Source organism: Butyricicoccus sp. AM27-36, from assembly GCF_003480945.1.
GTDB classification, from domain to species: Bacteria; Bacillota; Clostridia; order Oscillospirales; family Butyricicoccaceae; genus Agathobaculum; species Agathobaculum butyriciproducens.
Window position 1 is genome coordinate 57,163 of sequence record NZ_QUJR01000006.1, and the last position, 13,578, is coordinate 70,740.

Consider the following 13,578-nt stretch of genomic DNA (forward strand, 5'->3'; position numbering starts at 1 on the left):
CATGCTGGATACGGTAAAGCGAACGATTTCCGACTATACGATGCTCGAAACCGGCGAAAATGTGCTTGTAGCCCTGTCCGGCGGTGCGGATTCCGTAGCGCTTCTGCTGAGTCTGCGCGAGCTGGGGTATCCGGTGCGGGCATTTCACCTCAACCATTGTCTGCGCGGTGCAGAGTCCGACCGGGACGAAGCCTTCTGCCGCAGGCTGTGTGAGAAGCTCGGCGTGGAACTGACGGTCGAGCGCGTGGACATAGCCGCTGCCGCAGGCGATTCCGCGGTGGAGGAGACCGCGCGGCGTATTCGCTATGCGCGGCTCGAAGCGGCGGCCCATGGCGATAAAGTGGCAGTGGCGCACAATGCGGACGACAATCTGGAGACCATGCTGTTCCATTTGGTGCGCGGCACAGGTGCGAAAGGTCTCACGGGCATTCCGCCGGTGCGCGGACGCATCATTCGGCCTCTCATCGAGGTTGAACGGCGGGAAATCGAAGCCTTTCTGCGCGAGCGCGGACAGGATTTCGTCACGGACAGCACCAATGCGGACACGGCTTATACGCGCAACCGCCTCCGTCAAGAGGTCGTTCCCATTCTGCGGGAATTGAATCCGCAGGCGGCGCAGGCGGCAGCACGGCTTTCGCGTCAGCTTCGGCAGGACGAGACTTGCCTGCAGAGTTATGCACAGACCTGTGTACAGCTTTGTGCAGCCGGGAACGGCGCATGGAAGATTCAGCCTCTGCGGGAGGCCGCATCGGCGGTTCGCAGCCGAGCATTGCGTCTGCTGCTCGAAAACGCGGATATGCCGCTCAAAGACGTAACCGCAAAGCATATTTCAGCGCTCGAGCATCTGTTGGAAACCGCGTCTCCGTCTGCGGAAACCGATTTACCGAACGGCTGTTTCGCAAGACGTGAATATGACGTTCTGCGCATCATTCCCAAGGCGGAAACCGCAGTCGAGCGGCCGGAAATCCCGTTTACCGTACCATTTGCAGGGATGATCTGGAAGGACACGGTAAGGCTGACTGCAAAGAAATTAGAAAAATCCGAAGTTTTTTACAAAACATTCAATACTTTTTGTCTGGATTGTGGTACAATAGATTTTGAATCGCTGTGTGTTCGCACACGACGCACCGGAGACACTCTGCGGCTGACCGAAAACGGCGGCAGCAGATCGCTCAAAAAGCTGATGATCGACCGAAAGATTCCGCGCTATATGCGGAATGCGATGGCCGTTATCGCGGATAAAAACGGCGTGATCGCGGTGCAGGATATCGGTGCGGACTGCAGCAGAACAGCCAAAAATAACGCAAATACACTGCAGATTACAGTAAAGGGGTTATCAAAAAATGGCTTATAATATGCGAGATGACATCAAGGAAGTTTACTTTACCGAGGAGCAGCTTCACGAAAAGGTAGCAGAGCTGGGTGCGCGTATCACGGAGGATTACCGCGATAAGAACCCGCTGATCGTCAGTGTGCTCAAGGGCTCCTATGTGTTCATGGCAGACCTGACCCGTGCCATTGATACGCCGTGCAACGTGGATTTCATGGTCGTATCCAGCTACGGCAAGGGCACCAAGACCTCCGGCGAGGTGCAGATCATCAAGGATATCGCACAGCCGATCGACGGCCGCGACCTGCTGATCGTGGAGGATATTCTGGATTCCGGCGTAACGCTGCACTATCTCATGCAGATTCTGGCAGCACGCGGCGCGAACTCCATCCGCCTGTGCACGCTGCTCTCCAAGCCGGAGCGTCGCAAGATCAACGTCGATGTGGATTACCTCGGCTTTGAGATTCCGGACGAATTCGTAGTCGGCTACGGTCTTGACTACGCGGAAAAGTATCGCAATCTGCCGTATATCGGCATACTTAAGCCGTATGTTTACGGCGGCGAGTAATTTAGGGAAGAGGTGTTAAACCGATTTGAAAGGCAAAATGAAAGGCTTCGGCCTTTACTTGATCATACTGGTGTGCCTGCTGGCGGGCGTCAGCTATGTGGTCAGCCAGACACAGCAGACAGAAACGCTGTCCTATAATCAGATCTACAACTACTTTATGGATGGCGATGTTGACCAGTACGACGTGGACGACACCACGCTGACCATGCATCTGAAAAAGGAAAACCAGACGTACACTTACGATTTGGGCGACTACAGAAGCGTGTTCTATAATGATCTGGGTGAGACTATTCAGCAGCAGATGCGGGATGGCACGCTGACCAAGGTCGATTACCGCACGGCGACCATTCCGTGGTGGGCACAGTTCCTGCCGTATGTGATCCTGATCGTGCTGCTGATCGCGTTCTGGTATTTTATGATGAACAAGCAGTCCGGCGGTGGAGCAGGTCCGATGCAGTTTGGCAAGGCCCGTGCAAAGCTGGCGCAGGACGATAAGCGCAAGGTCACCTTCAATGATGTGGCAGGCGCGGACGAGGAAAAGGCCGAGCTGCAGGAAATTGTCGAGTTCCTCAAGAATCCGCAGAAGTTCGTGCAGATCGGCGCGCGTATTCCGAAGGGCGTGCTGCTGGTCGGCCCTCCGGGCACCGGTAAGACCCTGATCGCGCGTGCGGTTGCAGGCGAGGCGGGCGTACCGTTCCTGTCTATTTCGGGTTCGGACTTCGTTGAGCTGTACGTCGGTGTCGGCGCATCGCGTGTGCGCGACCTGTTCGAGCAGGCCAAGAAGAACGCACCGGCTATCGTGTTCATCGATGAGATCGATGCGGTAGGCCGTCAGCGCGGCGCAGGTCTCGGCGGCGGCCATGACGAGCGCGAGCAGACGCTCAACCAGCTGCTCGTTGAGATGGACGGCTTTGGTGCAAACGAGGGCGTTATCGTCATCGCAGCTACCAACCGCAAGGATATTCTGGATAACGCGCTGCTGCGTCCGGGCCGCTTTGATCGTCAGGTCTATGTCGGCGCACCGGATGTCAAGGGCCGTGAGGCTGTGCTCAAGGTACATGCCCGCAACAAGCAGTTCGACCCGGATGTCAAGTTCTCTGAAATTGCCAAGACGACCGCAGGTTTCACCGGTGCAGACCTCGAAAACCTGCTCAATGAGGCAGCGCTGCTTGCGGCACGCCGCAACAAGAAGCTGATCTCGCAGGAGGAAATCGAGGAGTCGCTGCTCAAGGTCGTAATGGGCGTGGAGAAGAAGAGCCACATCATCAATGAGCATGACAAGCGCCTGACCGCGTACCACGAGGCCGGTCACGCGATCTGTTTCCACGTTCTGCCGACGCAGGATCCGGTACACCATGTTACCATTATCCCGCGTTCGTCCGGTGCAGGCGGCTTTACCATGCCGCTGCCCGAGGAGGATCAGGCCTACCGCACCAAGAAGTATATGGAGGAGTACATCATTGTTTGTCTGGGCGGCCGCGTGGCCGAGCAGCTGACGATGGAGGATATCTCCACCGGTGCTTATGGCGACATCAAGCAGGCAACCCAGATGGCACGCGCCATGGTCACCAGCTACGGCATGAGCGAGCGTATCGGCCCGATCGACTACGGTTCGGATAACGGTGAGGTGTTCCTCGGCCGCGATTTGGCAGCCGGCAAGGGCTATTCCGAGGTCAAGGCGGCGGAGATCGACGATGAGATTCACCGCATTATCGAGCACGCATATCACGCCTGTGAAAAGCTGCTGAGCGAGCACATGGACGAGATGAAGCGCGTTGCCGAGTATCTCATCCGCAACGAAACGATGGACGGCGAGACCTTTGTTAAGGTCTATAACGGCGAAATCGTTCCGGATAAGATTGTCGGTGAGGATCTGATGACCGAGCTGCAGCAGGAGCTGCACGCCAAGGTAAGCAAGCCTGCGGAATCCGCAGAGGAGCTTGCCAAGGTTGAAGAAGCCGAAAAGGATCTCGACCCGGATAAGCAGGATCAGTAAACATTCACAAAACCCCACAGAAAATTCTGTGGGGTTTTTCCTTGCCTGAAATGTCAAATACTCTTGACATTTTGCTGTCCGCCTGTTATCTTGAAGATGTAAAGAGAATTTTACATTTTAGCGAACGGCATCAAGGGTAGGAGGTGCTTTTATGCGGTGGGATTTATACACATCAGCCGAGAAAATGCAGGTATTGTGGGTCTGCATCGGCTTGCCGGTGCTTCTGCTGGCGGCATGGTTGGTAAAAGACTGGATGGATGCCGGAAGATCGAAAAGGCCCGCAGGATCGCCAAAGCACTCGGCAGCAGGACCGATGAGATGGAGCACGCCATCATCACACAGGCACAGGCGGTCGCATACCGCGTGACGCAGACGGGTATCTTAGGGTGCCTGTATTATCGGCTGCTGATAAAAGGGCAGGCGGCAATGGAGTTGTGTGCGCTGCTGGTCGTGTCCGGCATGGTGGAGGCGGCTATTATGCTTGTGCAGACGTTCCGCAAAGCAAAGGACGACGAGGAGCATCCGCCGAGACTGACTTTCCTTATCGCAAAGCTGATGTTCTGTGCGGTGCTGATCGGATTGGCCATCGGAATGACGGTTCTAACGCAAAACTGGTAGGAGGTGCGCTTATGAGCTGGGATATGTACGATATGACACAGAAGGTGCAGGTTGTTGTGGTTGCGATTGTTCTGCCGCTGGTCATTCTTGCAGCGAGCCTGTGGCACGATTGGGTAGAAGAAGGACAATCGCCGAGAGCGAGAAAAATCATGAAAGACTGGGAATGGAATATCGATGAGATGGCGCACGCCGTCAATGTGAAGGGTCGCTTGATTGGCTACCGTGTGCTGCAGGCCGGTGTTATCATTTATCTTGGTTACAGCCGCTTTTTCCGTGATTATCGCTCGATTGAACTCAGTGTTTTGGCAATCGTGTCCATTGTTGCTGAGGTGCTGTTTATTATCATCAAAACCATTCGCAATATGGCGGGCGATGAGGATAAAACGCAAATGTGGAAACAGATGGGACATAGTGTGTTCAATAATCTGATGTATCTGTGGATTGTGGTGAAGGTTTTCTGGATGTAGGGAGGTGCACCTATGTTTACAACCGAAACCGGTATAGGCGTGGTCGTAATGGTCGTTTTTGCGGTATTCTGGCTGGCTTTTATGCTCTGGGAGGACTGGGGACAGGCCGGAAAAACCGCTCGTGCACGCGCTTCCGCGAAGGCCAACGGCTGGGAGCAGGACGAAATGCAGAACACAATCACACGCAATGGTGCGATTATCGCCTATCGCTTGATGACGGTCGGACTGTTCGTGGTGATGTTGGTGGATATCATTGCATTCGGCAAAAATGTGAGCGAGTTTGCAATTCTGTGGTTCGTGTGCATGGTGTTCGAGGGTGTTTACAGAGCAATCGCGACCTACCGTGCCACAAAAGATGACGAGGAAAATCCGCCGTCCCAAAGTGCGCTTGCCGGGGATATTGTAAAGCGTATTTTCATTCCGGTCGTGATATTCGCAGATTTGATATGGAAGTTCTGGCACTGAAGATGAAGAACAATATTAAAGAACTCCGCAAGGCACGCGGCCTGCGGCAGGAGGACATGGCAAAGCTGCTCGGGGTATCGCGGCAGACCATCGTGGCGATGGAGAACGATAAATACGACCCAACCCTCGAGCTGGCGATTAAAACCGCGCGGCTGCTGGAACAGCCGGTGGAGAGTATATTCTTCCTCGATGAAGAATCGTGAAAATTGAGAATTGAAAATTGAAAATGGAGAATGAACGTATAGATGGGGCATTTCCCATTCTCCATTCCTGCATGAAAAAAGGACTTCCCGCAGGAAGTCCTTTGAGGCTGTCGAAAAACTAACGTTTTCCGAGCAGCCTCTCGCTCGAAACCACGCTTTCGAGCGAATACCGAAGAAAAACCGCGCCCTACGGGCACATTTTTTCTTCCCTTGTATAAATTCCGAGATACACAAGGTGAATTGCCGCATAGCGGCAAGAGAGGGTGGTCTGGACCATGCTCCCGGAATTTATGAATTTGCTTCGCAAATTCTATTTTATACGTGCTGCCGCACGAAGCGTAAAAATTAAAATAATATTTTTTGACAGACTGAAAGGACTTCCCGCAGGAAGTCCTTTTTTATAGCACAGATTTACCCAATACCGCCCGGGATAATAAAGCTGAAGAATACGACGAGTGCGGCAAGGAAGATATACACATACTTCGCAAGCGGCGCAAAGGCGCGGCTGAGCGGCTTGCTGCGGCCGTTCATCAGTTCCTGCTCCATCTTGTCGATGCCGAGCACCCAGTACGCCATAACCGCACCGAGGATTGCGCCGATCGGCACGACGTAAATGGTGATAACGTCCATCAGCGTGCCCATGAGTGTATCGCGCTCGATAAACAGGCCAACCGCCAATGCGGCGCCGCACGACAGCAGGACAGCGGCCTTTCGGCTCAGCTTGAGGCGCGTCTGCGCGGCTTCAGAGACTGCTTCCAGCATGTTCGCCAGTGAGGTAATGCCCGCGAACAGCACGGAAATAAAGAAGAAGAACGCGAACAGACGGCCGAACGGCATCTGCTGGAATACACGCGGCAGGGTGATGAACAGCAGCTTGGGGCCGGAGGCCGGGTCCAAGCCGAACGCGAACACGCTCGGCAGGATGGCGAAGCCGGCCAGCATAGCCGCGCAGGTGTCGAGCACAGCGGTCATGCACGACGAATGTACAACATCCTCATTTCTCGGCAGGTAAGAGCCGTAAATGATCATGCCCGAGCCGGTGATCGACAGCGAGAAGAACGCCTGACCCATCGCCATGATCCATGTGCGCGGGTTGAACAGGTATTCCCACTGCGGTACGAGCAGGTATTTGTAGCCTTCGATCGCATTCGGCAGGAAGGCTACGCGGATAGCAATGATGATGAACAGGATGAAGAATGCGGGCATCATCACCTTGTTGATCTTTTCAATGCCGCCGGACACACCGAAGATCAGCACAGCCGCCGTCAGCAGGATAACCAGGGTGTGCCACGGCACACTGGAAAAATTCGTGCTGCTCATTTCCGTGAAGAACTGCTCCGGTTCGGTGCTCATCAGCGAGCCGGTCAGTGCACCGAACGCGCTCCGCAGCACCCAGCCGACGATGATGGCGTAGCCGATGGCGATACCGAGCGAGCCGAGCAGAGGAATCGTACCGAGGATGGCGCCGCCCTTTTTACCGCGGGACTTCATCGCAAATTCATACGAGCCGATCGGACCTGTGCCGGTCATGCGGCCGAAGGCGAACTCGCCGGACAGGCCGACATAGCCGAACAGTGCGATAAACAGCAGGTAGGGGATTAAAAAAGCCGCGCCGCCGTATTGACCGGTGCGGTAAGGGAACATCCAGATGTTGCCCATGCCGACCGCAGAGCCGACCGCCGCCAGCACAAAGCCGATTTTTGAGGTAAAGGTTCCGTTTTCGTTTTTCTGATGCATAATAAAACTCTCCGATTGTTTACAGATGTAAACATAGTATAACACAAAATAAAGCAAAAAGCCACTTACACTTTTCACAGGAAAAGCGGGAGCTTTTGACAGAAGTAACAAAACACTCGTCGGAATTTAGGGAAATTTATCAGTTATTCTCTTGCGCTCGGTGGATGGATATGGTATGATAAATGAGCGTGAAAAAGACAAGTGTCTTTTTAGGGAGGACAGACATCGCATGATAAAACCAAAGTATTATCTCGTGGAGCGCACCCTGCTGCCGGAGGTATTTCAGCGCGTGATCGAAGCGAATGAAGCCATCGCTTCGGGCAAGGCGGCTACGGCAAGCGAAGCGGCAAAGATCGCCGGTCTGTCGCGCAGTGCGTACTACAAATATAAGGACGGCGTTCGCCCTTTCTTTGAGGCAACCACCGACCGTATCGTCACCTACCACTTCATGCTGCACGATCAGCCGGGTGTCTTGTCGAGCATCCTCGGACTGATGGCACGCTCGGGTGCAAACCTGCTGACGGTGAACCAGTCCATTCCGATGAGAGGAATGGCATCGGTCACTATTTCGGCCCGCACCGGTGAGATGAAATACTCATCCGAAGAGCTTGTGCACCGTGCAGAAGCAATGGAAGGCGTCAGCAAAGTGGAAATTCTGGCATCTGAATGACCGTCCGGCGGTATACAGAACGCTAATTTAACTGATGAAAGGAAATCAGCATATGATTAAAGTAGCAATCATGGGACACGGCACTGTCGGTTCGGGCGTATACGAGGTTTTTGATATGAACGCCGACAAGATCGCCAAGACCGTTGGCGAGCCGGTTGAGGTAAAGTATGTCCTCGACCTGCGCGACTTCTCCTCTCTGCCGTATGGCAATAAATTTGTAACCGATTTTTCTATCATCGAGAACGACCCCGAGGTAACAGTCGTTGCCGAGGTAATGGGCGGCGTGGGCGCTGCGTACCAGTTCACCAAGCGCTGCCTCGAGGCTGGCAAGAGCGTATGCACCTCCAACAAGGAACTGGTTGCTACCAAGGGTGAGGAGCTGCTCAAGATTGCCGAGGAGCACGGCGTAAACTACATGTTCGAGGCATCCGTCGGCGGCGGCATTCCGGTCATCCGTCCGATGCTGCAGTGCCTGGCTGCCAACGAGTTTAACGAAATCTGCGGCATTCTGAACGGCACGACCAACTACATTCTCACCCAGATGATCCACAACGGCGTTACCTTTGCGGATGCGCTCAAGCAGGCACAGCTCAACGGCTATGCCGAGAAGGACCCGACCGCTGACATCGAGGGTCACGACGCCTGCCGCAAGATCTGCATTCTGTCCGACCTTGCTTACGGCGATAAGTTCGATCCGGATCAGGTTTCCTGCGAGGGTATCACTAAGATCACCCTCGAGGACGTAGCAAACGCCGACAAGCTGGGCTGCGTTATCAAGCTGCTGGGCCGCTCGGTCCGCTGCGAGGACGGCACCGCTTACGCTTATGTTGCACCGCATCTCATCCACAAGGAAAGCCCGCTGGCCGCTGTTGAGGATGTATTCAACGCCATCATGATCGATGGCAATGCGACCGGTGAGGTTATGTTCTACGGCAAGGGCGCCGGCAAGCTGGCTACCGCTTCCGCTGTTGTTGCCGATATGCTGGACAGCATCGAGCACAAGGACAAACGCCGCCGTATCTTCTGGGGCGATGGCTCCAAGCACCTGCTCCGTCCGCTGGATACCCTGCAGAGTGCATGGTACGTTCGCTTCAAGGGCGCACAGAAGGATGTTGAGGAGCTGCTGCCGGTTGAGAGTCTGACTGAGCCTGCTGAGGGCGTATTCGTGGTGCAGACCCGCAAGCTGTCCACCGCAGAGATGAACGCCGCAGCCGAAAAGCTGAACGCACGCGGTGAAGTTCGTGCGGCAATGCGTATTCTGTAAAGGAGAGAAAATACAATGGTTCGTGTAACCGTTCCTGCTACGAGCGCCAATATGGGCTCGGGCTATGACAGCATCGGCATTGCGCTCGAGCTGTACAACGTGATCGACCTCGCAGAGAACGATCATATTGATATTTCGGATAAAAACGGTCAGTATGTTCCGCAGGACGAGAGCAATCTGATCTATCAGTGTGCGAAGCGCGTCTACGATGAGTGCGGCAAGCCGCTTTCCGGTTTGACCATCGTTGAGGACTGTGCTATCCCGCAGACTCGCGGTCTAGGTTCGTCCTCGGCGTGCACGGTTGCGGGTATCATGGGTGCAAACATGCTGCTCGGTGAGCCGCTCGACCGCAACGCGGTCATTGATCTGGCGGCTACCATCGAGGGTCACCCGGATAACTCCACACCGGCGATCCTCGGCGGCTTCTGCGTGGCGCTGCTCGAAAACGGCCATGTGCATCACGTTCGTGTGCCGGTTCACGGCGCGATCGACTTCGTGGTATTCATTCCGGATTTCCAGCTGTCCACCGAAAAGGCGCGTGCGGCGCTGCCAAAGACCATCGACCATCATGATGCGGTTTACAATCTGGCGCGCGCAGCGCTGCTCGCGGGCAGCCTGACTACCGGCAAGCTGGAAAACCTTGACGCGGCAACCGGTGACTGTCTGCACCAGCCGTACCGTTTCGGTCTGATCGAAAACGGCGAGGACATCGTGCGTGAGGCCAAGAAGCTGGGCGCGCTCGGCGCGTTCATTTCCGGCGCAGGTCCGTCCATCGTGGCTATCGTCTACAAGGGCGACCGCGACTACATCACCCGTGCACAGGAGCTGTGCGAAAAGCACTATCCGCACTGGAAAGCCGTGCAGCTGCGCTGTGATGAGGTTGGTGCGACCGTAAAACGACTGTAATAGGGGACGGATGAGTGCTCTCGTCCGTGTATATAAGGAGGAAACATAGTTAGTATGAGTCTTATTGTGCAAAAGTTCGGCGGCACTTCGGTTGCCAACACCGAGCGACTGAAGAATGTTGCGGACATTGTTACCAAGACCGCACAGGCAGGCAATCAGGTTGTTGTAGTTGTATCCGCTCAGGGCGATACCACGGATGATCTGATCGTAAAGGCTGCCGAGCTGAACGACCGTCCTTCCAAGCGCGAGATGGACGTTCTGCTTAACACCGGCGAGATGATCTCCATGTCTCTGCTGGCCATGGCCATCCAGAAGCTGGGCTTTCCGGTTGTATCCCTGACCGGCTGGCAGATCGGTCTGGAGACCAACAGCAACTACTCGGATGCCCGCATCAAGCGTATCGCAGGCGAGCGCCTCAAGGCAGAACTGGATAACGGCCGAATCGTTATTGTTGCAGGCTTCCAGGGCATCAACAAGATGGGCGACGTGACCACGCTCGGCCGCGGCGGCTCGGACACCACCGCAGTTGCCATTGCAGCAACGCTCGGCGCGGATCTCTGCCAGATTTACACCGACGTAGACGGCGTTTACACTGCCGATCCGCGCATCGTAAAGGATGCCAAGAAGCTGGACGCCATCACCTATGATGAGATGCTGGAGCTGGCATCTCTGGGTGCACAGGTGCTGCACAACCGTTCGGTTGAGATGGCAAAGAAGTACAATGTCGATCTTGAGGTCGTTTCGAGCTTTACCCGCAATCCGGGTACCAAAGTCAAGGAGGGTTCTAATATGGAAAAACTGCTGGTTTCGGGTGTTGCCCGTGATAATAACTGCGCGCGTGTAGCAATCATCAATCTGGACGATACGCCGGGCACTGCATTCAAGGTATTCTCGCTGATGGCGAAGCACAATGTCAACATCGACATCATCCTCCAGTCCGTCGGCCGCGATAACAAGAAGTCCATCTCGTTCACCATCCGTCAGGACGATGCAGAGCGCGTCGAGAAGATCCTGCGCGACGCGAAGGAGATGCTCGGCTACGAGGATATTTCCATCAACACCAAGGTCGCAAAGGTTTCCATTGTTGGTGCAGGCATGGCTTCCGCTACCGGCGTTGCTTCCAATATGTTCGAGGCTCTGGCAAGCGCCGGCATCAACATCCGTATGATCTCCACCTCTGAGATCAAGATCTCTGTCCTCATCAATGAGGAGGACAGCGAGAAGGCTGTTAAGGCTATCCACGAGGAGTTTTTCAACGCCTAATTGGGGGCAATACCACACGATTGCATCGGCGGCGTTTGGCGGAAATTTTGTGCGCTGATTTTGTTGCGTTCCCTTGCAATACACAAAGTATTGCTGCGGAACCGCGCCGCATCAGCACGCAAAAGTTACTCGCCAACCGCTCACCGCTGAATCGTGTGGTAATGCCCATAAGTGTTTTCCCAGATAGCCTCAAAGTCCCGAAATGCATATTTCGGGACTTTTTTGCAACCGGAAAGACGTACGCAACCGTCGGTTGACAAAAAGAAACGATGGGTTGGTGGCGCTTTTGCGGCATTTCAGGCACACTGGAGACAGAAAAGAAAGGCAGGTGGCAGAGATGACAACAGGTGAGAAAATCGCGGTACTGCGAAAAGAGCAGGGCATGAGTCAGGAGGCGCTCGGCGAAAAGCTGGGTCTCAGCCGTCAGGCGGTCAGCAAGTGGGAGGCGGATCAGGCAGTGCCCACAATGGATAACTTGATGGAACTGAGCAGGCTGTTCGGCGTTCCGGTGGATACGCTGCTGCGTCCGGATGCGGAGCTAATGCCAAAAGCAGAGGACTCGGATGAATCGTGGCCGGGTGCAGAGAACCCGCCGGTCAGGAACGAAAACCGCAAGTGGAAAATTGCGGCAATCGCAGCGGCGGGACTGCTGTGCGTCAGCGTGGTGTGCAGCGCGGTCAGCTTGTGGCGCGTGCTCGCCATGCAGCAGCAGATCGACACGCTGCGGATGCAGAGCGGGCCGAGTACGATTTACTATCCGGATAATACGAGCGCTGAGAACAGCGATTTAGCCGACTGGTCGGAGAATGTGACCGTAGATCCGCAGAACGCGGATAACCTTCTTGTGACAGTGAGCGCCGTGCCGAAAGAAATGCGGGACGGCGAAACCGCAAAGTTTGTTGTCCGCAGCGGCGATCAGTCGTGGGAGTGCGACGCAGAAAACAAGAACGGTTACAGCGGCGAAATCAGCGTGCCGCTGGTGGATACGTTTTCTGTTTATTTGACGCTGACAAGTACGGACGGAGAAATCCGTAATATTATGGTTGCCTCTGAGTATGACCTGAAGCAGCGTTTTTCTCTCGAAGTGCGTGCGTGGTGGGAGAACGGTAGCTTTAGCTTTAATGGTAAGACCACATCAGCCAGCGGCAATGTGGCAACGTATATTTACTGCGGCGATGACAGTGTACCACTGGCCAGCGGTCGCATACTCCTGTATCAGAACGGCAAGCAAATCAAAGAGAAGAAGATCGAGAACATAGAAACTAGATTTGGTGGAGACGTTTATTATTATACACAGGTTGACTGGCGTGATCTGGAAGGTGGATTTGATCAGTACCAGCTGAAAGCCGAGATTACCGACAATTACGGCAGAGTGTACAGCAGTGAGTTTTTCCGCTAACAAAAAAGACCGCGAAAGCGGTCTTTTTTGTTATTTCCTCGGTGTAAATGTCGCGGCAAGGACGTAAACACGGCTTGCGCCCATCTCCCGCAGGGCTTTGACGGCGGCAGCCGCCGTTGCGCCGGTGGTGATAATATCATCGACCAGCACAACGGATTTTCCGGTCAAATCCACGCTGCCCTTCGGCAGAACGGCATCTTTTGCGTTGCTCTGCCGCGCGGCGTAATCCTTCTGCGCGGACTGCTTGCCGACAAACCATCGCTTGCGCAAGGTGGCTTCGCATGGAAGAGAAAGCGGCTTTGCCGTCAGCTTTGCAAGCAGCTCCGCTTGATTGTACCCGCGCTTGCGGTAGTGCAGGAATCCAATCGGCATGTAGGTAATCAAATCAGGCTGCCATTCCTCCAGCTGAGACGTGAGAGCCACGGACATTTGCGCCGCAAACCAGTCCGCACAGTAGGCGGCGCTGCTGAATTTGAACCGTTTCATGGCATTGCGTACTGTGCCGCGGTAATACAGCGGAGCGATCGTACCGTCCGCTCCAGCAATGGAGATGACCTCATTGCAGCGGTATTCCCGCCGGACTGTAGCGGCACAGTCCGGACAAAGCTGCAGCGTGCGGCTGGTCGTCACCGGAAAATCCGCGCCGCATAAAACGCACCTGTGACCATAAAGAATGCCCATCGAATCACCTC

The 13,578-nt window shown here is 54.8% G+C and carries 14 protein-coding genes; 12 read left to right on the plus strand and 2 right to left on the minus strand.

Going from position 1 to position 13,578, the window contains the following annotated elements; genetic code table 11:
- Position 1: 1 nt before the first annotated feature.
- The 7 genes from tilS to DW724_RS09425 all read left to right on the plus strand — a co-directional run bounded on the left by tilS (position 2) and on the right by DW724_RS09425 (position 5,647).
- Positions 2-1,354, plus strand: a complete 1,353-nt coding sequence (tilS, locus tag DW724_RS09395) for a tRNA lysidine(34) synthetase TilS (RefSeq protein WP_118761281.1) — start codon at positions 2-4, stop codon at positions 1,352-1,354.
- A complete protein-coding gene (gene hpt, locus DW724_RS09400; protein WP_243105723.1) occupies positions 1,344-1,898 on the plus strand; it encodes a hypoxanthine phosphoribosyltransferase in 555 nt (184 codons plus the stop codon). The genes tilS and hpt overlap by 11 nt, the downstream gene beginning before the upstream one ends.
- A gap of 37 nt (positions 1,899-1,935) precedes the next feature.
- Complete coding sequence (gene ftsH, locus DW724_RS09405) at positions 1,936-3,894, plus strand: ATP-dependent zinc metalloprotease FtsH (RefSeq protein ID WP_118479254.1); 1,959 nt, start codon at positions 1,936-1,938, stop codon at positions 3,892-3,894.
- Positions 3,895-4,050: 156 nt separating this feature from the next.
- The gene (locus tag DW724_RS09410; RefSeq protein ID WP_118761282.1) at positions 4,051-4,512 is read left to right on the plus strand and encodes a hypothetical protein; all 462 of its coding nucleotides are present in this window, start codon (positions 4,051-4,053) and stop codon (positions 4,510-4,512) included.
- An 11-nt stretch (positions 4,513-4,523) separates the two neighbouring features.
- Positions 4,524-4,979 carry a hypothetical protein gene (locus DW724_RS09415; protein WP_117489919.1) on the plus strand — a complete coding sequence of 152 codons (456 nt, stop codon included), beginning with the start codon at positions 4,524-4,526 and terminating at the stop codon, positions 4,977-4,979.
- Between the two features lie 12 nt (positions 4,980-4,991).
- Positions 4,992-5,444 (plus strand): hypothetical protein, encoded by a 453-nt coding sequence (locus tag DW724_RS09420; protein ID WP_118761283.1) that lies wholly within the window; start codon positions 4,992-4,994, stop codon positions 5,442-5,444.
- 2 nt (positions 5,445-5,446) lie between these two features.
- Positions 5,447-5,647 (plus strand): helix-turn-helix transcriptional regulator, encoded by a 201-nt coding sequence (locus tag DW724_RS09425; RefSeq protein WP_117490013.1) that lies wholly within the window; start codon positions 5,447-5,449, stop codon positions 5,645-5,647.
- Between the two features lie 411 nt (positions 5,648-6,058).
- Here DW724_RS09425 and DW724_RS09430 read toward each other — a convergent pair whose 3' ends face one another.
- Positions 6,059-7,384 (minus strand): sodium-dependent transporter, encoded by a 1,326-nt coding sequence (locus tag DW724_RS09430; RefSeq protein WP_118761284.1) that lies wholly within the window; start codon positions 7,382-7,384, stop codon positions 6,059-6,061.
- 229 nt (positions 7,385-7,613) lie between these two features.
- Between DW724_RS09430 and DW724_RS09435 the strand changes: the two genes are divergently transcribed.
- From DW724_RS09435 to DW724_RS09455, 5 genes are all read left to right on the plus strand, one after another.
- Entirely contained in the window at positions 7,614-8,054 is a 441-nt protein-coding gene (locus tag DW724_RS09435; RefSeq protein ID WP_117489913.1) for an ACT domain-containing protein, read from the plus strand.
- A gap of 52 nt (positions 8,055-8,106) precedes the next feature.
- The gene (locus DW724_RS09440) at positions 8,107-9,318 is read left to right on the plus strand and encodes a homoserine dehydrogenase (RefSeq protein ID WP_118761285.1); all 1,212 of its coding nucleotides are present in this window, start codon (positions 8,107-8,109) and stop codon (positions 9,316-9,318) included.
- A gap of 15 nt (positions 9,319-9,333) precedes the next feature.
- Positions 9,334-10,224 carry a homoserine kinase gene (gene thrB / locus DW724_RS09445; protein ID WP_118360693.1) on the plus strand — a complete coding sequence of 297 codons (891 nt, stop codon included), beginning with the start codon at positions 9,334-9,336 and terminating at the stop codon, positions 10,222-10,224.
- A 54-nt stretch (positions 10,225-10,278) separates the two neighbouring features.
- Complete coding sequence (locus DW724_RS09450; protein ID WP_118761286.1) at positions 10,279-11,487, plus strand: aspartate kinase; 1,209 nt, start codon at positions 10,279-10,281, stop codon at positions 11,485-11,487.
- A gap of 337 nt (positions 11,488-11,824) precedes the next feature.
- Complete coding sequence (locus DW724_RS09455; protein ID WP_158580255.1) at positions 11,825-12,886, plus strand: helix-turn-helix domain-containing protein; 1,062 nt, start codon at positions 11,825-11,827, stop codon at positions 12,884-12,886.
- Between the two features lie 30 nt (positions 12,887-12,916).
- On the opposite strand, the gene DW724_RS09460 is transcribed toward DW724_RS09455, so the two are convergent.
- On the minus strand, positions 12,917-13,567 hold the full coding sequence (locus DW724_RS09460) for a ComF family protein (RefSeq protein WP_118761288.1): 651 nt from the start codon (positions 13,565-13,567) through the stop codon (positions 12,917-12,919).
- Between the last annotated feature and the right edge of the window lie 11 nt (positions 13,568-13,578).

What these genes read in the sequence shown, in the direction of transcription:
- DW724_RS09455 (WP_158580255.1), top strand. Translation starts at nt 11,825, where the DNA reads ATGACAACAGGTGAGAAAATCGCGGTACTGCGAAAAGAGCAGGGCATG.
- tilS (WP_118761281.1), top strand. Translation starts at nt 2, where the DNA reads ATGCTGGATACGGTAAAGCGAACGATTTCCGACTATACGATGCTCGAA.
- thrB (WP_118360693.1), top strand. Translation starts at nt 9,334, where the DNA reads ATGGTTCGTGTAACCGTTCCTGCTACGAGCGCCAATATGGGCTCGGGC.
- DW724_RS09440 (WP_118761285.1), top strand. Translation starts at nt 8,107, where the DNA reads ATGATTAAAGTAGCAATCATGGGACACGGCACTGTCGGTTCGGGCGTA.
- DW724_RS09425 (WP_117490013.1), top strand. Translation starts at nt 5,447, where the DNA reads ATGAAGAACAATATTAAAGAACTCCGCAAGGCACGCGGCCTGCGGCAG.
- DW724_RS09460 (WP_118761288.1), bottom strand. Translation starts at nt 13,567, where the DNA reads ATGGGCATTCTTTATGGTCACAGGTGCGTTTTATGCGGCGCGGATTTT.
- DW724_RS09435 (WP_117489913.1), top strand. Translation starts at nt 7,614, where the DNA reads ATGATAAAACCAAAGTATTATCTCGTGGAGCGCACCCTGCTGCCGGAG.
- DW724_RS09420 (WP_118761283.1), top strand. Translation starts at nt 4,992, where the DNA reads ATGTTTACAACCGAAACCGGTATAGGCGTGGTCGTAATGGTCGTTTTT.
- ftsH (WP_118479254.1), top strand. Translation starts at nt 1,936, where the DNA reads ATGAAAGGCTTCGGCCTTTACTTGATCATACTGGTGTGCCTGCTGGCG.
- hpt (WP_243105723.1), top strand. Translation starts at nt 1,344, where the DNA reads ATGGCTTATAATATGCGAGATGACATCAAGGAAGTTTACTTTACCGAG.
- DW724_RS09450 (WP_118761286.1), top strand. Translation starts at nt 10,279, where the DNA reads ATGAGTCTTATTGTGCAAAAGTTCGGCGGCACTTCGGTTGCCAACACC.
- DW724_RS09415 (WP_117489919.1), top strand. Translation starts at nt 4,524, where the DNA reads ATGAGCTGGGATATGTACGATATGACACAGAAGGTGCAGGTTGTTGTG.
- DW724_RS09430 (WP_118761284.1), bottom strand. Translation starts at nt 7,384, where the DNA reads ATGCATCAGAAAAACGAAAACGGAACCTTTACCTCAAAAATCGGCTTT.